The sequence below is a fragment of the Acidovorax sp. SRB_14 genome, assembly GCF_012932145.1.
In the GTDB taxonomy this organism is placed as follows: Bacteria; Pseudomonadota; Gammaproteobacteria; order Burkholderiales; family Burkholderiaceae_C; genus Simplicispira.
Genome location: NZ_MWOK01000004.1, coordinates 1 through 20355 on the forward strand (window position 1 = coordinate 1; position 20355 = coordinate 20355).

Consider the following 20355-nt stretch of genomic DNA (forward strand, 5'->3'; position numbering starts at 1 on the left):
TCCTCGGGCTTGACGACGTCGAGCTGCTTTTTCTTGGCCTTCATGATGTTGGGCAGCGTCACGTAGCGCGGCTCGTTCAGGCGCAGGTCGGTCGTGACGACGGCAGGGAGGCTCAATGCCAGGGTCTCCAGCCCCCCGTCGACTTCGCGCGTGACGTGGACTTTGTCACCAGAGACTTCGACCTTGCTCGCGAACGTGCCCTGGGGCAGGTTGGCGAGCGCTGCGAGCATCTGGCCGGTCTGGTTGGCGTCGTCGTCGATCGCCTGCTTGCCCAGGATGATGAGGCCCGGTTGCTCCTTCTCGACCAGGGCCTTGAGCAGCTTGGCGACGGCCAGCGGCTGCAGCTCGAGGTCCGCCGGGGTCTCGACGAGGATCGCGCGGTCGGCGCCGATCGCCATCGCCGTGCGCAGCGTCTCCTGGCTCTTGGCGTCGCCGCACGAGACTGCGATGACTTCCGTGGCGGCGCCCTTTTCCTTGAGGCGCACGGCCTCCTCGACGGCGATCTCGTCAAAGGGGTTCATGCTCATCTTGACGTTGGCGATGTCCACACCCGTGTTGTCCGACTTCACTCGGACCTTCACGTTGTAGTCCACCACGCGTTTGACGGGTACGAGGATTTTCATGAAAAGGCTCTTTCCTGGTTTTGAAGGGTGGCGGAACGCTGGCCGGCCAGTCCGGCCAGCCGTTCGGTGATGAGTGCATGGGCCTCGCCCATGATGCGGTCGATCAGCTGCTGCACGGTGGGCACGTCCTGGATCAGGCCGGCCACCATGCCGCAGGACCAGGCGCCGGCCTCCATGTCGCCCTGCTGCATGATGCGCGGATAGACGCCGGCGACCTCGGGCAGGATGTCCTCGAACGTGATGGAGGCGCCCAGCGCGCGCTCCTTCTGTAGCAGGCGCTCCACGGCCGCATTGGTCAGCACGCGCTCGGTGTTGCGCAGCGGGCGCATGACCAGGCGGGTGTCGAGTTCGCTGGCCGCGACGATGGCGCGCTTGACGTTCTCGTGCACCGGCGCCTCCTGCGTGGCGATGAAGCGCGTGCCCATGTTCATGCCCTCGGCACCGAGCGCCAGCGCCGCCACGAGCGAGCGGCCGTCGGCCATGCCGCCCGACGCGACGAAGGGGATCGTCAATTCCTCGGCCGCGCGCGGCAGCAGGATGAAGTTGGGGATGTCGTCCTCGCCCGGGTGGCCGCCGCATTCGAAACCATCGACGCTGATCGCATCGCAGCCAATCGATTCGGCCTTGAGCGCATGGCGCACCGAGGTGCACTTGTGGATGACCTTGATGCCGGCGTCCTTGAGCGCGGGCAGCCACTTCTGCGGGTTGTTGCCGGCCGTCTCCACGACCTTGACGCCGCCTTCGATGATGGCTTTCACATAGCCCGGGTAGTCGGGCGGGTTGACCGAGGGCAGGAAGGTCAGGTTCACGCCGAAGGGCTTGTCGGTCATGGCGCGGCAGCGAGCGATCTCGCGCGCCAGCAGCTCGGGCGTGCGCTGCGTCAGGCCCGTGATGATGCCCAGCCCCCCGGCGTTGGAGACCGCCGATGCCAGCTCGGCCAGGCCGACGTGGTGCATGCCGCCCTGGAGGATGGGGTGTTCGATGCCGAAAAGTTCGGTGATGCGTGTCTTCATGGGTGTGTCACTCGGAGGCAATGCCCTTGTCGCGGATCAGCTGGCCCCAGCGGGTGTAGTCCTGCTGGATGCGCTGGCCCATCTGCGCCGGCCCCTGGAACTGGGCGATGGCGCCGACGTTCAGCAGCTTGTCCTGGATCTCCTTCTCGGCCAGGATGTGCTTAACCTCGCCCGCAATGCGTTCCACCACGGCCTTGGGCGTGCCGGGCGGCGCGAGCAGCCCGCCCCAGGACACGGCGTCGTAGCCCTGGATGCCCTGCTCGGCAATGGTCTTGACGTCGGGCAGCATGGTCACGCGCTGGGGCGAGCCCACGGCGATGGCGCGCAGCTTGCCGGCTTGGATGTGCGGCAGCGCGGCCACGAGGTCGGCATACATGATGGGCACCTGGCCACCGATGGTGTCGGTGATGGCCGGCACGCCGCCCTTGTAGGGCACATGCTGCATGTCGAAACCCGCCATCTGCTTGAGCATTTCCATGCTCAGGTGGCCGAAGCTGCCGGCGCCCGAGCTGGTGTAGTTGAGCGGCGTCTTCTGCGCCTTGGCGTGGGCAATCAGGGTCTTGAGGTCGACCACATCGGGCAGCAGCTTGGGGTTGACCACCACCACGATGGGCAGGTCGTACACCGTGGCCACGGGCGTGAAGTCCTTCACGGTGTCGTAGCCGGGCTTCTTGTAAAGATGCGGCGCCAGCAGCGTCGGTGTGGCCAGCATCATCAGCGTGTAGCCGTCGGCCGGGGCCTTGGCGACCTGGGCGGCCGCGATCGAGCCCGAAGCGCCCGGGCGGTTGTCCACCACCACGGTCTGCTTGAGGCGTTCGCCCAGCTTCTGACCGACGATGCGCGCAGCTGTGTCGGTGGGGCCGCCGGCCGGAAACGGCACGACGAGCTTGATCATCTTGTCGGGCCAGGCAGCCGCCTGCTGCGCGATGGCGCTGCCGACCAGCAGCGGTGCGGCCGCCAGGGCCAGCACGGTGCGGCGGCCTATTTGCGAAAAATTCATGCCAGTCTCCTTTTGCATAAAAACAGGCTGCAGCGCTTGTGCATCAAGCGCCAGCAGCTATCATTTTTAACATTCAACCTTGCGGCAGTGTCAGTACGCCCTTGTCGCGCAGCGCCTGCAGCTCCTGCTCGGACAGCTGCAGCAGCTGCTGCAGCACCTCGCGCGTGCCCTCGCCCAGCGTGGGCGGCGCGCTGCGGATGGGCAGGCGCTGGCCGTCGAGGCGGTAGGGCGGCGCGAACACGTGCGTGCTGCCCGCCACCGGGTGCGGCATTTCCTGCAGCAGACCGCCGCGGCGCGTGCGCTCGCTGGTCAGGGCCTCGTGCAGGCCCGCGACCTTGCCGCAGGGGATGCCGGCGGCCGCCATGCGCTCGAGCAGCAGGTCGCGCGCAAAGCTGCCGATCAGCTGCTCCATCAGCGGCTGCAGGGTGTGCCGGTTCTTGGCGCGCTCGACGTTGGTGGCGTAGCGCGGGTCTTCGACGATGTCGGGGCGCATCACCACCTGGCGGCAGAACTTGTCGAATTGCTTGTTGTTGCCCACGGCCACGATCAGCGGGCCATCCTGGGCCTCGAACATGCCGTAGGGGACGATGGACGGGTGGGCGTTGCCATAGCGCTGCGGGTCGTGCCCGAGCAGCATGGCGTCGAGGCCGTAGTAGCCGGTGACCATCAGGCCGCAGTCGTACAGCGCCATCTCGATCAGGCGGCCCTTGCCGGTGCGCGTGCGCTGAAAGAGCGCCGCCAGCACGGCCTGGGCCGCGTACATGCCGGTCATCAGGTCCACCACGGCGACACCGAATTTGAGCGGCGGCGTGTTTGCCTCGCCGTTGAGGGCCATCAACCCCGTCTCTCCCTGGATCACCAGGTCGTAGCCCGGGCGCTGGGCCTCGGGGCCCGAACTGTCGTAGCCGGCCACCGAACAGTAGATCAGGTCGGGCTTGATTGCCTTGAGCTGCTCGTAGCCCAGGCCCAGCTTCTCGGCGCCGCCGGTCTTGAAGTTCTGCACCACCACGTCGAACTGCGGCAGCAGGTCGTGGATCAGCCGGGCGCCTTCGGGCGTCTGCAGGTCCACGGTGATCGACCGCTTGTTGCGGTTCATGCTGTTGTAGTAGGTGGTTTCGGTCTTGCCGATGCGCATGCCCCAGTCGCGCGTGTCGTCGCCGCGGCCCGGGTGCTCCACCTTGACGACCTCGGCGCCGAAGTCGGCCAGCACCATGCCGCACAGCGGGCCGGCGAAGACGCGCGAGAGGTCGAGCACGCGCACGCCCTCGAGCGGAAAGTCCATGCCGCCGCCCGGGGCGGCGGGGGTGTTGGGGGAAGGGGTGGGGGTGGTTGTCACAGGGGGGTTTCCATGCCAGCGCCTACGCCCGGCTCTGCCGTAGCGTAGCGAAGTCGGGCTGGCGCTTTTCGAGAAAGGCACCAATGCCTTCGCGTGATTCTTCGGTTTCCTGCGAGCGCACCATGGACTGGGCTTCCTGTTCGAGCTGCTCTTCCAGGGTGTGCACGTAGGCGTTGCGGCACAGCGCCTTGATGCGCGCCATGGCCTGGTCGGGCCCGGCCGCGACCTGGGTGGCCAAGGCCAGCGCCTGCGCGAGGGCCTGGCCCGGCTCGGCCAGGCGGTTGACCGGCCCCAATGCATGCAGGCGTTCGCCGCTGATGCGTTCGCCCGTGAGGCACAGCTCGGTCAGCACCTGGCGCGACACGAACTCGGCCAGGAAAGCGGTCGCGCCGCCGTCGGGCGTGAGGCCGACCTTCACGTAGGCCACCGAAAACACCGCGTTCTTGGCGGCCACCAGCATGTCGCAGGCCAGCGCCAGCGACAGGCCCGCGCCCGCGGCCGCGCCTTCGACGGCGGCGATCACCGGCTTGCGGCAGTCGCGCACGGCGCGCACGAGGTCGTGCAGGCCTTCGAGCTTGGCGCGGCGCTCCTCCATCGGCAGTTCGCGGCGCTTGGCCAGCTGGCGCAGGTCGCCGCCCGAACAGAAATGCCCACCCTCGCCCGTCAGCACAATGGCGCCGACGCCGGGGTCGGACTCGGCCTGCGACAGTGCCTGCGTGAGCGCGGCATAGAACTCGGGCGAGAGCGCGTTGCGCGCGGCCGGGTTGTTGTTGGACAGCACCAGCACCGCGCCAACGCGCCGCTGCAGCAGCGGGGTGTCGGCGGCGCTCATGGGCGGCCCAGCGCGGTGAAGCGCTCGAGGTGGTGGTCGGTGTCGCCCAGCTCGTGGTCGACCATCACCAGGCGCTTGGCATAGTGCGACAGGGGCAGCTCCCAGGTCATGCCGATGCCGCCGTGCATCTGGATGCTCTCTTCCGACACCAGCGCGCCGATGCGGCCGATGGTGAACTTGGCCGCCGACAGCGCGCGCTCGCGCTCCACGCGGCCCGCGTCCATGGCGGCAGCGGCGTTGATGACCGCCGAGCGCGATTGCTCCACTTCGAGCAGCAGGTCGGCCATGCGGTGCTGCAGCGCCTGGAAGCTGCCGATCGGCACGCCGAACTGCTTGCGCGTCTGCAGGTATTCGAGCGTGTCTTTCTTGGCCACTTCCATGGCGCCCAGCGCTTCGGCGCACAGCGCCAGCACGCCCCAGCCCACGGCCAGCTCCAGCGTGGCAAAGCCCTGGCCCTCGGCGCCCAGCAGCGCGTCCGCGCCCAGCTGCACGTTGTCGAGCGTGACTTCGGCCACGCGGCCGCCGTCGATGCGGCCCATGCCCCGGCGCACCACGCCGGGCGCATCGGCCGGCACGAGGAACAGCGAGATGCCGTCCGCGCTGTCCACCGCGCCCGCAGTGCGGGCCGACACCAGCAGCAGTTCTGCGTTGTCGCCCTGCAGCACCACGGCCTTGGCGCCCGTGAGGGCCCAGCCCTCGGCGCTGCGCACCGCACGGGTGGCGACGCGCGCGAGTTCGTAATGGCTGCCCGGTTCATCGTGCGCCAGCGCGGCCACGGTGCTGCCGTCGATCAGGCTGGCGATCTGCTCTTTTTGCGCTGGCGTACCGGCCGCGGCTAGGGCGCGCCCGACCATCAGGGCGCCCAGGAAAGGCTCGACCACCAGGCCCCGGCCCAGCGACTCAAACACCACGGCGATGTCAAAGCCTGCGCCGCCAAAGCCGCCCTCGGCTTCGGGGAACAGCGCCCCGATGGCGCCGAGCTCGGCGAACTGGCCCCACAGGGCGGGCGACATGCCGGTGTCGCCATAGGCGATGGCGTTGCGGGTTTCAAAGCCGTACTGCTCGGCCACGAAACGGTCGAGGGTGTCCGCCAGCATGCGGCGGTCTTCGGTGTGTTCAAAGTTCATCGCAGCAACCTCACAGGCCCAGGATCATCTTGGAGATGATGTTCTTCTGGATTTCATTGGAGCCGCCGAAAATCGACAGCTTGCGGTAGTTGAAGTAGTTGGCCGCGGCCGTGGCGGCCTCGGCGGGCCCGACGGGCGCGTCGGCATAGCCCTCGTACTGCGCCTCTTCGATGAAGGGCAGCGCATACGGGCCCACGGCGCGGCGGATCAGCGACAGGATCTCCTGGCGGATCTCGGTGCCGCGGATCTTGAGCATCGAGCTCTCGGCCCCCGGCACGCCGCCACCGGCGACCGCGGCGATCACGCGCAGGTTGGTGGTCTTCATGTTCTCGAGGTCGATCTCGACTTGGGCCATGCGGGCCGCGAACTGCGGGTCCTGGTCCAGCGGGCGGCCGTTGCGCTGCACCTTGCTCGCGACCACCTTGAGCTTTTCGAGCGCCGCGACCGAGAAGCCCACGCCGGCGATGCCGGTGCGCTCATAGGTCAGCAGGTACTTGGCGTAGGTCCAGCCCTTGTTCTCTTCGCCGACCAGGTTCTCGGCCGGCACGCGCACGTCGGTGAAGAACACCTCGTTGACCTCGCGGTCGCCGTCGAGCGTGCGGATCGGGCGGATTTCGACGCCGGGCGTGTCCATGTCCACCAGCAGGAAGCTGATGCCCGCCTGCGGGCGCACCTGCTTGTCGGTGCGCACCAGGCAGAAGATCATGTTGGCATGCTGGCCCTGCGTGGTCCAGGTCTTCTGGCCGTTGACGATGTAGTGCGCTCCTTCAGCGTCCAGGCCGCGCACGGCCGTGGTCTTGACCGAGGCCAGGTCCGAGCCCGAGCCCGGCTCGGAGTAGCCCTGGCACCACCAGTCGGCGCCGCTCAGGATGCGCGGCAGCCAGTGCGCCTTTTGTGCCTCGTTGCCGTACTTGATCAGCACCGGGCCCAGCATGTTGAGGCCGAAGGGCACGATGCGCGGCCCGCCCGCGAGCGCGCACTCGTTGTCAAAGATGAACTTCTGCACGGCGCCCCAACCGGGGCCGCCGTATTGCTCGGGCCAGTGGTTGGCGAGCCAGCCGCGCGCGTTGAGGATGGCGTGCCACTCCTCCTGGTCGGCCTTGGTCAGGCGCTGGCCGGCCTTGACCTTGTTGGCGATCCGGGCGGGCAGCTTTTCCTTGAGGAAAGCCTGCACCTCGGCGCGGAAGGCCTCTTCTTCGGGAGTGAAATTCAGGTCCATATCGTGTCTTTGCGTCAGTAAATTTCGAACAGGCCGGCGGCGCCCATGCCCCCGGCGATGCACATCGTGACCACGCCCCACTTGGCCTTGCGGCGGTGGCCTTCGAGCAGCAGGTGGCCCACGAGGCGCGCGCCCGTCATGCCGAACGGGTGGCCGATGGAGATCGCGCCGCCGTTGACGTTCAGCCGCTCGCCGGGAATGCCCAGCGTGCGCTGGCAGTACAGCGCCTGCGAGGCGAAGGCCTCGTTCATCTCCCACAGGTCGATGTCCTGCACGGTGAGGCCGTGGCGCGCCAGCAGCTTGGGCACGGCGAACACCGGGCCAATGCCCATCTCGTCGGGCTCGCAGCCGGCCACGGCAAAGCCGCGGAAGGCGCCCAGCGGTTGCAGGCCCAGGCGCTCGGCCACCTTGGCTTCGACCACCACGCAGGCACTCGACCCGTCCGACAGCTGCGAGGCATTGCCGGCGGTGACGAAGTTGCCGGCACCCTTCACGGGCTCCAGCTTGGCCAGGCCGGCCAACGTGGTGCTGGCGCGGTTGCAGTTGTCCTGGGTGGCGACCACGTCGCGGTAGCTGACCTCGCCGCTGTCCTTGTTCTTTTCGGCCATGCGCGTAGCGCAGGGAATGATTTCGTTGTCGAACAGGCCGGCCGCCTGCGCAGCGGCGGTGCGCTGCTGGCTCAGCAGCGAGAACGCGTCTTGGTCTTCCCGCGAGATGTGGTAGCGCTTGGCCACCACGTCGGCGGTGTCGATCATGGCCATGAACAGCTCGGGCTTGCGCTCGACCAGCCAGGGGTCCATGTCGGTGGGCAGGTTGTTGCCGGCGCGGATGCCGGAGATGGTTTCCACGCCGCCGGCCAGCATGGCGTCCACGCCTTCGGCCACCACGCGGCCTGCGGCCATCGCGATCGACTGCAGGCCCGAGGCGCAGTAGCGCGTGATGGTGGTGCCCGCGATGCCCAAAGGCAGCTCGGCGCGCAGCACGGTCTGGCGGCCCAGGTTGCGGCCCTGGAAGCCGTCGGGGTTGCCGCAGCCGAGGACCAGGTCTTCGATCATCGCGGGATCGATGCCCGAGCGCTCGACCGCCGCCTTGACGGAAAACGCCGCCAGCTGGGCGGCCGGCGTGGTGTTGAACTCGCCGCGGTGCGACTTGGTCAGCGGGGTGCGGGCGGTGGAAACGATGACGGCTTCGCGCATGGCTTGCTCCTTAATTGATAGCTTCCAGCGCCTTTGCTTCCTGCGTTTCAGATAAAAAATACTATGAAACCCAGTAACCGCAAGCGCTGTGCGCTCTTCTTTTGATAGTTTTCCGGTGTCTCCAGCGTCCGGCGTTCAGGCGGCCCGGTTCAGGCTGTCGAAGTTCCGGCCTTCCTGCACCAGCTTCACGAGCAGCGGCGAGGGCTTCCAGAACAGGGCGTCTTCCTTCGCGAACTCCTCGATGTCGGCCAGCACCTTGGGCAGGCCCACCGTGTCGGCCCACTTCATCGGGCCGCCACGGAAGCGCGGAAAGCCGTAGCCCGAGATGAACGTGACGTCCACGTCGAGCGGGCGCAGCGCAATGCCTTCGTGCACCACGTTGGCGCCTTCGTTGACCATCGCGGCCATGTAGCGGCGCATGATGTCGTCGGCCGTGAACGGGCGCGGCACCACGCCGGCGCGCTGGCGCTCGGCATCGACGATGGCCAGCACCTCGGGGTCGGGCTGGCCCACGCGGGCGCCCTGCGGGTAAAGGTAGAAGCCGCGCTGGGTCTTCTGGCCGAACCAGCCGCGCTCGCAGATGCGGTCGGCCACCTGCACGTAGCGGGCCTTGGGGTCGCGCGTGGCGGCGCGGCGCTTGCGCGTGGCCCAGCCGATGTCGCCGCCGGCCAGGTCGGTGACCTGGAACGGGCCCATCGCAAACCCAAAGCCGCGCACGGCCTCGTCGATTTCGTAGGGGCTGGCGCCGTCTTCCATCAGGTAGTCGGCGGCCTGCTTGTAGACGGCCAGGATGCGGTTGCCGATGAAGCCGTCGCAGACGCCGGCGCGCACCGGCACCTTCTTGAGCTTCTTCGCCAGCTCGAACGCCGTGGCGACCACGTCGGCGGACACCTTGGCGGGCACCACGATCTCCAGCAGCTTCATGATGTTGGCCGGGCTGAAGAAGTGCAGGCCGATCACGTCCTGCGGGCGGCTGGTGGCCGCGGCGATGGCGTCGATGTCCAGGTACGAGGTGTTGGTGGCGAGCACGGCGCCCGGCTTGCACACGCGGTCGAGCTCCTGGAACACGGCCTTCTTGACTTCGAGGTCTTCGAACACGGCCTCGATCACCAGGTCCACGTCCTTGAGGTCGTCGTAGGAGGTGCTGCCGGTGTAGCGGGCCAGGACGGCGGCCTTGGCCTCTTCGGTCATGCGGCCCTTGGCGACCAGGCCGGTGTAGACCTTCTCGACGTTGGCGCGGCCCCGGGCGATGGATGCGGCGTCGCGCTCGACCATGGTCACGGGGTAGCCCGCGTCCAGCGCCGACACGGTGATGCCCGCGCCCATGGTGCCGCCACCGATCACGGCGATGCTGGCGAACGCGCGCGGCGCGGCGGCCTTGGCCTCGGGCACCTTGGCGACTTCGCGCTCGGCAAAGAAGGCGTGGACCAGGCCGGCGCGCTGCGGGCTGTCGAGGCACTCCACGAACAGCGCGCGCTCGCGCGCCATGCCTTCGTCAAATGGCAGCTGCACCGCGGCCTGCACGCATTCGATGATCTTGAGCGGCGAGAACAGGCCGCGGGTCTTCTTCGCGGTCTCGGCCTTGAGAAGCTCCAGGTCGGCCAGCGCCGCCGCCGGGTCGGCGATGGCGATGTCGCGCGTGCGGCGCACGGGCGCGTTCTGGGCCAGCAGTTCATTGGCATAGGCCAGGCCCGCGGCCACCGGGTCGGCGCCCTCGGCCAGGCGGTCCACCAGACCGGCCTGCTGGGCGGCCTTGGCGCCCAGGTGCTTGCCGCTGAGCATCAGCTCGGTGGCGGCCTTGACGCCCATCAGGCGCGGCGCGCGCTGCGTGCCGCCCGAGCCGGGCAGCAGGCCCAGCGTCACCTCGGGCAGGCCGAGCTTGGCGGCGGGCAGCGCCACGCGGTAGTGCGCCGACATCGCCACTTCCAGGCCACCGCCGAGCGCGGCGCCATGCAATACCGCGACCACGGGCTTCGGAGAGTCTTCGATGCTGCGGCACACCTCGGGCAGCGACGGGGGCATGGCGGGCTTGCCAAATTCGCGGATGTCCGCGCCCGCGATAAAGGCCTTGCCCGCGCCCACCAGCAGCACGGCAGCGACGGATGCGTCGGCCTGCGCCGCCGCCATGGCCGCGGCCAGCCCCTGGCGCACCGCGACACCCAGCGCATTGACCGGGGGGTTGTCGACGGTCACGACCAGGACGGCGCCCGCGCGGGCGGTGGTGACAACGGAATCGGGGATGGCTGCGCCCATGCGGGGTTCTCCTGGTGGATTAGAAAAAAGCTTCCTATTGTTGATGCGCTAAACAATCTTGACAATGACATTGATCATTGACAGACTGTCAAATATTTTTTTACACCTAGCCATGGAACTCACTTCCCTGACCGTGCTCGTGGACATCGTGGACGCCGGCAACCTCAGCCAGGCCGCGCGCAACCTGAAGATGACGCGCGCCAACGTGAGCTACCACCTCAACCAGCTCGAAAAATCGGTGGGCGTGCAGCTGGTGCGCCGCACCACGCGCCGCGTCGAGCCGACCGAGCTGGGCCTGCGCCTGTACCAGCATGGTCGCGCCATCCAGAACGAAATGCTGGCCGCGCGCGAAACCATCACCACGCTGGGCCAGGGCCTGCAGGGCCGCGTCGGCGTGAGCGTGCCCAGCGGCTACGGGCAGATGGTGATGTCCGACTGGCTGATCGACTTCAAGCGCCTGTACCCGGGCATCGTGCTCGACGTGCTGTTCGAGAATCGCGTGGACGACCTGATCCGCGACGACGTGGACATCGCCATTCGCGTCATGCCCGAGCCGCCGCCCACCCTGGTCGCGCGCGACCTGGGAGCGGTGCGCTACATCGCCTGCGCCTCGCGCAGCTACGCCGAGGCGCATGGCCTGCCCGCGGGGCCCGAAGCGCTGCGCACCGCGCCGCTGATCACGGCCGGCGTGGTCGGGCGCCAGCTGCGCCTGCGCGCCTACCAGGGCGAGTTGCGCGAAGAAGTGACGCTGGAGCCGACGCTGATATCCGAGCATTTCCCGTTCCTGCGCCAGGGCATCCTGGCCGGGCTGGGCGTGGGGCTGGTGCCCGACTATGTGGTGCAGGACGCCGTGGCCAGCGGCGAGGTGCTGACCGCGCTGGACGCATGGCGGCTGAGCATCTTCGGCACGCAGATGTTCATGCTCTACATGCCCAACCGCCACCAGACACGCGCCGTGCGCACCTGCATCGACTACCTGCTGGGCCGCGCCCTGCCCGGCGGGGACCACGGCCTGCCCACCACCTGAAAATCAGGTCCAATCGGCTTCAAACGCTTACTGGCAAAGCGCCAGGCGCTTCTTTTCCAATAGCAAATCTCCACAACGCGTCTGGAGCGGCCAACGGCGTAGACAGGGTCACAGCATGGGCAGCGGCATGGCCTGCTCGGCCAGCCCGGCGTGCAGGGCCGCCCCCAGGGGCAGGACGTCGTCGTTGAAGTCGTAGCGGCTGTTGTGCAGCCCGCAGCTGCCCGCGCCGTTGCCCTGGCCCAGACGCAGGTAGGCGCCGGGCTTGCTTTGCAGCATGAACGAGAAGTCTTCGGCCCCCATGCTCGGTTCGAGGTCGCGCACCAGATGCTCGGCGCCGACCAGGCTCTGCGCCACATCGCCGGCGAAGATCGCCTCGCGCTCGGTGTTGATGGTCGCGGGGTACATGCGCTCGTAGTGCACGGTGGCCGTCGCGCCAAAGCCCAGCGCCACGGCGCTGCACAGCTCGTGCAGGCGCTGCTCCACCATGTTCTGCAAGGCCGGCTCGAAGGTGCGCACCGTGCCCACCAGGGTGGCCTTGCCTGGCAGCACGCTGAAGGCGCCGAGGTCGCCGGCCTGTATCGCGCACAAGCTGATCACCGCGCTGTCGAGGGGGCGCACATTGCGCGCCACGATGCTCTGCACGGCGGTGATGATCTGCGCCGCCACCAGCACCACGTCCACCGTCTGGTAGGCGTGCGCGCCGTGGCCGCCGCGGCCCGTGATCTCGATGGTGATGCGGTCGGCCGCCGCCATCATGGGCCCGTTGTTGAGGCCCACGGTGCCGGCCTTCATGGCCGGCCAGTTGTGCATGGCATACACGGCATCGACCGGAAAACGCTCGAACAGGCCGTCCTCCATCATCACGCGCGCACCGGCAAAGCCCTCTTCGCCGGGCTGGAAGATCAGCACCGCCGTGCCGTCGAAGTTGCGCGTGGCCGCCAGATAGCGCGCCGCGCCGATCAGCATGGCCGTGTGGCCGTCGTGCCCGCAGCCGTGCATAACCCCGGACTTGGCCGACTTCCAGGGAAAGTCGTTGTGCTCGGTCATCGGCAGCGCGTCCATGTCGGCACGCAGGCCCACCATGCGGCCACTGGCCGTGCTGCGCCCGCGAACCACGGCCACCACGCCCGTGCGGCCAATGCCATCGTGGATCTCGTCCACGCCGCAGACCTTGAGCGCCTCTTTCACGCGGGCGCCGGTGTAGAGCTCTTCAAACCCCAGCTCGGGGTGGGCATGCAGGTCGCGGCGCAGCGCCACGAGCTCGGGGTAGTACTGGGCGATGTGTGCAAAAGCACGGCCACCGGCCTTCAAACGGGACGCTTGCATCAAGGGACTCCAGCCCTGCCCCGCACCATGCGCTCGGGCAGCCGTACAGAACAAAAAACCATTGTGCCGCGAGACGCAGCGCCCGGCAGGCGCTCCACCCCGGCCCGCAGGCGCGCGGCACTTTGTGTCGGCAGCGCGCAACACCGGCACGGTCCTGGGCCGTGGGTGCGCAAAACAAAAAAGCCGGCCTCCTGGCAGGAGGCCGGCTTGGCAAAACGCCGGAAGCGTTCAGCCCTGGGGCTGAACACTGTCGGGGTCAGAAGCGGTGGCGCAGGCCGATGGTGAAACCGCTGCGGGACGTGGCGCCATTGGCAAAGGCGATGTTGCCGCCCTTGAGCTTGGTCCGGTCGACTTCCAGATAGGCATCGGTGCGCTTGGAGAACGCATAGTCCGCCGCCATCGTCAGGAAGTCGGCCGTGCCGTCTGCCGAAGAGGTCGCGCCCGACTGCTTGGCGCGGAAATAATGGGCGCCGAGATTGATTTGCGGCGTGACCTGGTAACCCGCGCCCACCGTATAGATGGTGCGCTTGTTGGCGTTCAGGAACATCGCCCCGCTGCCAAAGCCGCCGTTGGCGGCAGAGCCCCACATGGCGCCCAACACCGCGGAGTCGGTGGGCGTCAGCCCCGTGTCCACCTTGTTTTGGCCATAGCCCAGGTTGACGTACCAGGGGCCGGTGCGATAGGAGCCGCCCAGCGTGTAGGCCTTGACTTTCTTGCCCGAGGCAAATTCGTAGTCCTGGTAACCCGCACCTGCGGCGATGCCGTTGGCTGCATAGCGCAAATAGCCGCCGATCGACTTGCCACCCGTGGGGCTCTTTTCGTCGAACGCGTACTGCAATGCACCGCGCACTGCGCCGACTTCGGCCATGTACTTGATCATGTTGTCGTTGCGCGCACCCAGGGAAAAGCCGATCTCAGGCTTGTACACGTCCATATAGGGCGAGTAAGGGTACGAAGCATAGGTACTGGTCACCAGATCGAACAGGATGTTGTACTGACGGCCCATGGTCAGCCGGCCAAACCCCCCTTGCAGGCCCACCCAGGACTGCTGGAAGTAGGGCGTGGTGGCAGCGCCGGTGTCGGCGCCAAAACGGTTTTCCAGGTTGACCAGCGCCTTCAGACCGCCACCCAGGTCTTCGTTCACGTTGATGCCCCAGCGGCTTTGCGACATGCCACCGCCCACCATCTGGTTGAGCGATTGGCCTGGATCGCTGGCCGGTCCTTCGTTGGACGTATGGCGATAGGCCACGTCCACGATGCCGTACAGCTGCACGCTGCTCGTCTGCGCACAGGCGAAGCCGGAGGCCAGTGCGACCGCGCACAGGGCGACAACTTGTTTGAACGCGATTTTCTTCATGCCGATGTCTCTCTTTCTGCGGTTGGTTACAACCAATTCAGTTTAGTGACTCCATCGCCTTGAAAACGCATTGTTGCAAACTGCCGACACAGGGATAACCATGGGCGAGCGGGCATGCTCCAGCACAACTGGGAACCCAAAAGAAAAAGCCGCCAACCCGAAGGTTGGCGGCTTGGCGTTTCACGCTGCTGGCTCAGGCCAGCAGGGGATTAGAACGCGTGGCGGATGCCGACTTGGTAGCCGTCGACGTTTTCGCCAGCGCCAACGGTCACGTTGCTGTTGAAGCTGCCGCTCACGCCGCCCAGGTTACGGTTTGCGCCGTTCTTGTTCTTCATGTGGGCGTACGTGCCATACACAGCGGTGCGCTTGGACAGGTCGTACACGTAACCGATTGCGTAAGCGTCGGAATCGTTGCTGCTGTTCTTGTCGTCATAACGAGCGTACGAACCGATCAGCTTGCCAGGACCCACGGGCGCCGTCAGAGCCAGCATCCAGGTGTCGACCTTGGCGTTCGAGGTGGCGCCGCCCTTTTCCGAGTGGTATGCGAAGGCAGGCTTCACGACACCCAGGTCGTACGAAGCACCCAGGCTCCAGGTCTTAAGGTCGTTAGCCAAAACTGCACCCGCACCGTTATAGCCGGTTTGCACAATGCCGGCCTTGACGCGGTCAGCCGCCAGGGTCACGCTGATGGGACCGTTGTCATAGGCACCCGACAGGCCCATGTAGCGGCCCGAGCTGTTGTTGCCAGCTTGCTCGCCGAAACCGTAGTGGGCCATTGCAGAGAAGCCGCCCAGGTTGCCGGGGGTGGTGTAGCTCACACCGTTGCTCACGCGGACGGTGGTCCAGCCTTGCAGCGAAGCCAGGCCGACTTGACCGAAGGGATCGTACGAGGTGGGCTTGGCATAGCCAGCAGCCAGTTCACGGCCCAGGCGCACTTCACCGAAGTTGCCAGCCAGGCTGATGGTCGAGCGGCGCGAGAAAGCGAAGCCAGGGCCAGTGTTGTTGGCGCCAGCGCCGGTACCGGTGTCAGGCGAGATAGCGCCTTCCAGCCAGAAGCCAGCCTTCAGACCACCACCGAGGTCTTCCACGCCGCGGAAGCCCAGACGGCTGGAGGAGTTGCCGCTTTGCGTCACGCCGGTCACCGAGTTGGTGGCCGACACATGGCCAACGCCCACGTCAACAATACCGAACATGGTGACAGACGACTGAGCCATTGCAGCGCCGGAAGCAGCCAGCACGGCCAAGGCGATCAGGGATTTTTTCATTTCGAATTACTCCAAGGTTTAACGTAGGGCACCGGTACGGGAGGGATGGCAAGAGGTGACTCCTGCCATGCACCACCGGTTGCCCGGGCCAACCTCCTGGTAGGGAAGTTGTGGTCTATTGCACCAGACGGCGCCCCCTTTCGCAAAGAAATTCCCCCACAATGTCCGTCAAACCAGGATTTCGTTGCAATGAAACAACACAGGACAAGATCCTTCCAAATCGGCCGTTCTTACGCCAGCACACCCATATTTCAGGCGCATGAAAGTATCCAAAAGAAACAACAACCTCAATCAACACCAACTAGGGTAAGACGAGCATGGACAAACTCCTGACCGCTGCCGACGCCGCCTTGCGCACGCTTTTTGCCACGCCGCGCGCCAGCGAAGACTCTCCCGCCGCACTCCTTCCCGCCACCGAGCTGGACCCGGATCAAAAACGCCTGTCGGGCGCCTTGATGCGCGTCAACCATGTGGGCGAGGTCTGCGCGCAGGCGCTCTACACCGCACAGGCTGCCGTGACCCGCGACCCGCAGCTGCGCGCCCATTTGCTGGACGCAGCACGCGAAGAAGGCGACCACCTGGCCTGGACGCGTGAGCGCCTGCAGGCCCTGGGCGACCGCCCGAGCCTGCTGAACCCGCTGTGGTACGCCGGCGCGTTTGCCGTCGGGCTGGTGGCGTCCAAGGTGAGCGACCGCGTGAGCCTGGGTTTTGTGGTGGAGACAGAAAACCAGGTGGCTGCGCACCTGCAGAGCCACCTGGAGCGCCTGCCCGCGCAGGACCTGGCCTCTCGCGCCGTGGTGGCGCGCATGAAGGCCGACGAAGAGCGCCACGCGGCCAACGCCCTGGCAGCGGGAGCGCTCACGCTGCCGGCGCCGGCACGCGCGCTCATGAAAGCGGCCGCCAAGCTCATGACGACCACCGCACATTACGTTTGAAGACCTGGTTTACACCTCAACAACATCAAAACTGGTGGTGATCTCGGCCGTCTTGGCCAGCATGATGCTGGCCGAGCAGTATTTCTCGTGGCTGAGCGCAATGGCGCGCTCGACAGCCGTGGGCGCGAGCTCCTTGCCGGTCACGGTGAAGTGCATGTGGATCTTGGTGAACACCTTGGGCTCGGTGGCGGCGCGCTCGGACGTGAGCCGGACGCTGCAGCCGCGCACGTCGTGGCGCCCGCGCTTCAAGATCAGCACCACGTCGTAGGCGGTGCAGCCGCCGGTGCCGGCCAGCACGGTTTCCATGGGGCGCGGCGCCAGATTCTGGCCGCCGTTCTCGGGCTTGGCGGCGTCGGGCGCGCCATCCATGGCGAGCACATGGCCGCTGCCCGTCTCTGCCACGAAACCCATGCTCGAGCGTGTGCCCGCCGCCCCTGTCCAGCTCACTGTGCATTCCATGCCGTGTTCTCCTTGTGGTGCATCATTGCCACGATTTGACCCAAAAAATGAATGGTTTTTGCTGCAATGCAACATCTTCCCGCCGGACTGCGTTAAACTCCATCACAGCACAGCCGCCCAGCGCCAAATGCGCGGCGGGCCCACCCGGCAGGTACGCCCTGCCATGCAACGATTGTCTCCTCCATCTCCTCAAAAGGATGGATTCAGCCCCCGGCCTCACGGCCAGGGGCTTTTTTTTGGCTGCGCGGCCCGGGAGGCGCGCGGCGCGCGCGCCTATGATGGCTGCCGCGCCAGGCCGCGCACCGCGCGGGCGGCGCCGTTTCGCACCCGACCATGACCCAGCATCTCACCCCCCTCGACTACCTGAAAAAAATCCTGACCGCGCGCGTCTACGACGTGGCGGTCGAGTCCGACCTGGACCCCGCCCGCAACCTGAGCCGGCGCCTGCACAACAAGGTGCTGCTCAAGCGCGAGGACCAGCAGCCCGTGTTCAGCTTCAAGCTGCGCGGCGCCTACAACAAGATGGCGCACCTCACGCCCGAGCAGCTGGCGCGCGGCGTGATCTGCGCCTCGGCCGGCAACCATGCCCAGGGCGTGGCCATGAGCGCACGCAAGCTCGGCACGCGCGCCGTGGTGGTCATGCCGACGACAACGCCGCAGCTCAAGGTCGATGCCGTGCAGGCGCTCGGCGGCGAGGTGGTGCTGCACGGCGAGAGCTATACCGACGCCTACGACCACGCGGCCGTGCTGCAGCAGGAGCAGGGCCTGAGCTTCGTGCACCCGTTCGACGACCCCGACGTGATCGCCGGCCAGGGCACGATCGCCATGGAAATCCTGCGCCAGCTGCAAAAGCTCGGCAGCAACCGGCTCGACGCCGTGTTCGTGGCGATTGGCGGCGGCGGCCTGATCTCGGGCGTGGCCAACTACATCAAGGCCGTGCGCCCCGACATCAAGGTGATCGGCGTGCAGATGAACGACTCGGACGCCATGGTGCAGTCGGTGGCGGCAGGCCACCGGGTCACGCTGCCCGACGTGGGCCTGTTCTCGGACGGCACGGCCGTCAAACTCGTGGGCGAGGAAACCTTCCGCATCGCGCGCGGTCTGGTCGACGACTACATGACCGTGGACACCGACGCGGTCTGTGCCGCGATCAAGGACATCTTTGTCGACACGCGCAGCATCGTTGAGCCGGCCGGCGCGCTGGCCGTGGCCGCGATCAAGCAGTACGTCGCCCAACACAAGACCAAGGGCGAGACCTACGCCGCCATCCTGTGCGGCGCCAACATGAACTTCGACCGCCTGCGCTTCGTCGCCGAGCGCGCCGAAGTCGGCGAGGAGCGCGAGGCGCTGCTGGCCGTGACCATCCCCGAGGAGCGCGGCAGCTTCAAGCGCTTTTGCGAAGTCATCGGCGGCCTGCCGGGCGGCCCGCGCAACGTTACCGAGTTCAACTACCGCATCCACGACGCGGCGCGCGCCCATGTCTTCGTGGGCCTGGCCACGCACGGCAAGGGCGAGTCGGAGAAGATCGCCAAGAACTTCCAGCGCCACGGCTTCGAGGCGCTGGACCTGACGCAGGACGAACTGGCCAAGGAGCACCTGCGCCACCTCGTGGGCGGCCACTCGGCGCTGGCGCAGGACGAGCGCCTGCTGCGCTTCGTCTTCCCCGAGCGCCCGGGCGCGCTGCTCAAATTTTTGAGCCTGATGCAGCCGACCTGGAACATCTCGCTGTTCCACTACCGCAACCAGGGCGCCGACTATGGCCGCATCCTCGTGGGCCTGCAGGTGCCACCCGGCGACGCCGCCGCGTTCGACGCCTTCCTGGCCACGCTGGGCTACCCGCACGTCGAGGAAACGCTGAACCCGGCCTACCGCCTGTTCCTGCAGGCGCCCGCCGTCCCGGCCTGATACTTCAAGCAAAAACAGCGTCCAGCGCTTACTCAGTCTGCGTTGGCAGCTATTGTTTTTGAGAAACAGCGACCCCATGCAAGCGTTTCGCCACTACCTGCTGGCCGTGCAGTTCTTCACGCGCATCCCCGTCACGGGGCGGCTGGCGGCGTGGGTGGGCTTCAGCCCGGCGCTGCTGCGCGCCAGCAGCGCGCACTTTCCGGGCGTCGGTTGGCTGGTGGCCGCGGTGGCGGCGGGCGTGTACGCGGCGCTGCAGTGGGCGCTCGGCGCGCAGCCGTTCGCGCCGCTCGTGGCCGCGGTCTTCAGCACCATCGCCACGGTGCTGGTAACAGGGGGCTTCCATGAAGACGGCCTCGGCGATGTGGCCGACGGCCTGGGCGGCAGCGCCCAGAAGGAGCGCGCGCTCGAGATCATGAAGGACTCGCGCATCGGCGCTTTTGGCGCCATGGCGCTGGTGCTGGCGCTGCTGGCCAAGACCAGCCTGCTGGCGCTGCTGGGCGCGCACAGCCTCGCCGCCGCGCTGTGCGCGCTGGTCGGCGGCCATGTGCTGTCGCGCTTTTGGCCGCTGGGGCTGGTGCGCGCCCTGCCGCATGTGGGCGACACCGCCACGTCCAAGAGCAAGCCGCTGGCCGACCAGATCAGCGCGCGCGCGCTGTGGGCTGCGGGTTTGTGGTGTTTTCTGCCTCTGGCCCTTGTCTGGCAAGCGCATTCAGCTCTCTTTCTGATAGCAGGCGTGGCCTGCAGCGCGCTGGGCGCCGCGCACATGGCGCGGCGGTTTGCACGGCGCCTGCAGGGCTTCACCGGCGACTGCCTGGGCGCCGTGCAGCAGGTCAGCGAAGTGGGTTTTTACCTCGGCGCCGCGCTGGCGCTGGGGCCGCTGGCGCGCTGGGTGGGCGCGTGAGCGCCCGGCGCCTCTGGCTGGCGCGCCACGCTCAGCCACTGGTGGCCCCCGGCACCTGCTATGGCGCGCTCGACCTGCCGGCCGACGCCGCGGCCACGGCCGAGAGCGCGCGGCGCCTGGCCGCGGCCCTGCCGCACGGCCTGGCGGTGCGCCACTCTTCGCTACAAAGATGCGAGCTTCTGGCGCTTGCCCTGCAAGGGCTCAGGCCCGATCTGACGCTTCAAGCCGACGCGCGGCTGGCAGAGATGGACTTTGGCGCCTGGGAAGGCCGGCCGTGGGATGCCATGGCGCGCGCCGACATCGACGCCTGGACCGCCGCGTTCGCCACGCACCGCCCTGGCGGCGGCGAGGCGCTCGAGCGCATGCTGGCGCGCGTGGGCGCCGCGCTGCGGGACGCCCAGAGCCGCACCCACGGCGGGCGCGATGTGCTCTGGATCACCCACGCGGGCGTCGCGCGCTGCGTGCAGTGGCTGCTGCAGGCCGCGCCCGGCGCAGCGCTGCGTGCCGACGCCTGGCCGACCGCAGCGCCAGCGTTCGGCGCATGGACGGTGTGGGACCTGGAGTGAGACACCGGGGTGCGG

18 protein-coding genes are annotated in these 20355 nt (G+C 67.5%); 5 read left to right on the forward strand and 13 right to left on the reverse strand.

The genetic code is table 11. The features are described 5' to 3' along the window. The 9 genes from B2J86_RS04215 to B2J86_RS04255 all read right to left on the reverse strand — a co-directional run. The coding region (locus B2J86_RS04215; protein WP_173024793.1) for an electron transfer flavoprotein subunit beta/FixA family protein at positions 1-623 on the reverse strand (623 nt) is incomplete at its 3' end. After that, entirely contained in the window at positions 620-1636 is a 1017-nt protein-coding gene (locus tag B2J86_RS04220) for a nitronate monooxygenase family protein (RefSeq protein WP_169170102.1), read from the reverse strand. The genes B2J86_RS04220 and B2J86_RS04215, both read right to left, overlap by 4 nt. A gap of 7 nt (positions 1637-1643) precedes the next feature. After that, a complete protein-coding gene (locus tag B2J86_RS04225) occupies positions 1644-2636 on the reverse strand; it encodes a tripartite tricarboxylate transporter substrate binding protein (protein WP_169170101.1) in 993 nt (330 codons plus the stop codon). 73 nt (positions 2637-2709) lie between these two features. Continuing rightward, positions 2710-3918, reverse strand: coding sequence for a CaiB/BaiF CoA-transferase family protein (locus B2J86_RS04230; RefSeq protein WP_169170103.1), 1209 nt, complete (start codon positions 3916-3918; stop codon positions 2710-2712). 76 nt (positions 3919-3994) lie between these two features. Continuing rightward, positions 3995-4804 (reverse strand): oxepin-CoA hydrolase, alternative type, encoded by an 810-nt coding sequence (locus B2J86_RS04235; protein WP_169170100.1) that lies wholly within the window; start codon positions 4802-4804, stop codon positions 3995-3997. After that, on the reverse strand, positions 4801-5931 hold the full coding sequence (locus tag B2J86_RS04240) for an acyl-CoA dehydrogenase family protein (protein ID WP_173024794.1): 1131 nt from the start codon (positions 5929-5931) through the stop codon (positions 4801-4803). Before B2J86_RS04240 ends, B2J86_RS04235 begins: the two co-directional genes overlap by 4 nt. A 10-nt stretch (positions 5932-5941) precedes the next feature. Continuing rightward, complete coding sequence (locus B2J86_RS04245; protein ID WP_169170098.1) at positions 5942-7150, reverse strand: acyl-CoA dehydrogenase family protein; 1209 nt, start codon at positions 7148-7150, stop codon at positions 5942-5944. 14 nt (positions 7151-7164) lie between these two features. After that, the gene (locus B2J86_RS04250) at positions 7165-8346 is read right to left on the reverse strand and encodes an acetyl-CoA C-acyltransferase (RefSeq protein ID WP_169170097.1); all 1182 of its coding nucleotides are present in this window, start codon (positions 8344-8346) and stop codon (positions 7165-7167) included. Positions 8347-8481: 135 nt separating this feature from the next. Beyond that, complete coding sequence (locus B2J86_RS04255; protein ID WP_173024795.1) at positions 8482-10599, reverse strand: 3-hydroxyacyl-CoA dehydrogenase NAD-binding domain-containing protein; 2118 nt, start codon at positions 10597-10599, stop codon at positions 8482-8484. A 112-nt stretch (positions 10600-10711) separates the two neighbouring features. Here B2J86_RS04255 and B2J86_RS04260 point away from each other — a divergent pair, with 112 nt between their 5' ends. Next, positions 10712-11626, forward strand: a complete 915-nt coding sequence (locus B2J86_RS04260; protein WP_173024796.1) for a LysR family transcriptional regulator — start codon at positions 10712-10714, stop codon at positions 11624-11626. Positions 11627-11734: 108 nt separating this feature from the next. On the opposite strand, the gene B2J86_RS04265 is transcribed toward B2J86_RS04260, so the two are convergent. From B2J86_RS04265 to B2J86_RS04275, 3 genes are all read right to left on the reverse strand, one after another. Next, positions 11735-12952 (reverse strand): M20 aminoacylase family protein, encoded by a 1218-nt coding sequence (locus B2J86_RS04265; RefSeq protein WP_169170094.1) that lies wholly within the window; start codon positions 12950-12952, stop codon positions 11735-11737. A 256-nt stretch (positions 12953-13208) separates the two neighbouring features. After that, positions 13209-14309 carry a porin gene (locus B2J86_RS04270; protein WP_173024797.1) on the reverse strand — a complete coding sequence of 367 codons (1101 nt, stop codon included), beginning with the start codon at positions 14307-14309 and terminating at the stop codon, positions 13209-13211. Between the two features lie 209 nt (positions 14310-14518). Further along, complete coding sequence (locus B2J86_RS04275; RefSeq protein ID WP_173024798.1) at positions 14519-15574, reverse strand: porin; 1056 nt, start codon at positions 15572-15574, stop codon at positions 14519-14521. A gap of 317 nt (positions 15575-15891) precedes the next feature. Here B2J86_RS04275 and coq7 point away from each other — a divergent pair, with 317 nt between their 5' ends. Beyond that, positions 15892-16509 (forward strand): 2-polyprenyl-3-methyl-6-methoxy-1,4-benzoquinone monooxygenase, encoded by a 618-nt coding sequence (coq7, locus tag B2J86_RS04280; RefSeq protein WP_169170091.1) that lies wholly within the window; start codon positions 15892-15894, stop codon positions 16507-16509. Between the two features lie 9 nt (positions 16510-16518). Here coq7 and B2J86_RS04285 read toward each other — a convergent pair whose 3' ends face one another. Next, positions 16519-16968: an OsmC family protein gene (locus B2J86_RS04285; protein ID WP_173024799.1), complete on the reverse strand. Its 450-nt coding sequence runs from the start codon at positions 16966-16968 to the stop codon at positions 16519-16521. A gap of 333 nt (positions 16969-17301) precedes the next feature. On the opposite strand from B2J86_RS04285, the gene ilvA reads away from it, so the two are divergent. The 3 genes from ilvA (at position 17302) to B2J86_RS04300 (ending at position 20340) form a co-directional block, all read left to right on the forward strand. Further along, positions 17302-18873: a threonine ammonia-lyase, biosynthetic gene (gene ilvA / locus B2J86_RS04290; RefSeq protein WP_169170089.1), complete on the forward strand. Its 1572-nt coding sequence runs from the start codon at positions 17302-17304 to the stop codon at positions 18871-18873. A 76-nt stretch (positions 18874-18949) separates the two neighbouring features. Continuing rightward, positions 18950-19774, forward strand: a complete 825-nt coding sequence (locus B2J86_RS04295) for an adenosylcobinamide-GDP ribazoletransferase (protein WP_169637089.1) — start codon at positions 18950-18952, stop codon at positions 19772-19774. Next, positions 19771-20340 (forward strand): histidine phosphatase family protein, encoded by a 570-nt coding sequence (locus B2J86_RS04300; protein WP_173024800.1) that lies wholly within the window; start codon positions 19771-19773, stop codon positions 20338-20340. Before B2J86_RS04295 ends, B2J86_RS04300 begins: the two co-directional genes overlap by 4 nt. The last annotated feature ends 15 nt before the right edge of the window (positions 20341-20355 follow it).

Bases quoted from the DNA above. Each gene is read 5' to 3' on its own strand.
- B2J86_RS04220 (WP_169170102.1), bottom strand. From the start codon at position 1,636: ATGAAGACACGCATCACCGAACTTTTCGGCATCGAACACCCCATCCTC.
- B2J86_RS04225 (WP_169170101.1), bottom strand. From the start codon at position 2,636: ATGAATTTTTCGCAAATAGGCCGCCGCACCGTGCTGGCCCTGGCGGCC.
- B2J86_RS04230 (WP_169170103.1), bottom strand. From the start codon at position 3,918: ATGGACTTTCCGCTCGAGGGCGTGCGCGTGCTCGACCTCTCGCGCGTC.
- B2J86_RS04235 (WP_169170100.1), bottom strand. From the start codon at position 4,804: ATGAGCGCCGCCGACACCCCGCTGCTGCAGCGGCGCGTTGGCGCGGTG.
- B2J86_RS04240 (WP_173024794.1), bottom strand. From the start codon at position 5,931: ATGAACTTTGAACACACCGAAGACCGCCGCATGCTGGCGGACACCCTC.
- B2J86_RS04245 (WP_169170098.1), bottom strand. From the start codon at position 7,150: ATGGACCTGAATTTCACTCCCGAAGAAGAGGCCTTCCGCGCCGAGGTG.
- B2J86_RS04250 (WP_169170097.1), bottom strand. From the start codon at position 8,346: ATGCGCGAAGCCGTCATCGTTTCCACCGCCCGCACCCCGCTGACCAAG.
- B2J86_RS04255 (WP_173024795.1), bottom strand. From the start codon at position 10,599: ATGGGCGCAGCCATCCCCGATTCCGTTGTCACCACCGCCCGCGCGGGC.
- B2J86_RS04260 (WP_173024796.1), top strand. From the start codon at position 10,712: ATGGAACTCACTTCCCTGACCGTGCTCGTGGACATCGTGGACGCCGGC.
- B2J86_RS04265 (WP_169170094.1), bottom strand. From the start codon at position 12,952: ATGCAAGCGTCCCGTTTGAAGGCCGGTGGCCGTGCTTTTGCACACATC.
- B2J86_RS04270 (WP_173024797.1), bottom strand. From the start codon at position 14,309: ATGAAGAAAATCGCGTTCAAACAAGTTGTCGCCCTGTGCGCGGTCGCA.
- B2J86_RS04275 (WP_173024798.1), bottom strand. From the start codon at position 15,574: ATGAAAAAATCCCTGATCGCCTTGGCCGTGCTGGCTGCTTCCGGCGCT.
- coq7 (WP_169170091.1), top strand. From the start codon at position 15,892: ATGGACAAACTCCTGACCGCTGCCGACGCCGCCTTGCGCACGCTTTTT.
- B2J86_RS04285 (WP_173024799.1), bottom strand. From the start codon at position 16,968: ATGGAATGCACAGTGAGCTGGACAGGGGCGGCGGGCACACGCTCGAGC.
- ilvA (WP_169170089.1), top strand. From the start codon at position 17,302: ATGACCCAGCATCTCACCCCCCTCGACTACCTGAAAAAAATCCTGACC.
- B2J86_RS04295 (WP_169637089.1), top strand. From the start codon at position 18,950: ATGCAAGCGTTTCGCCACTACCTGCTGGCCGTGCAGTTCTTCACGCGC.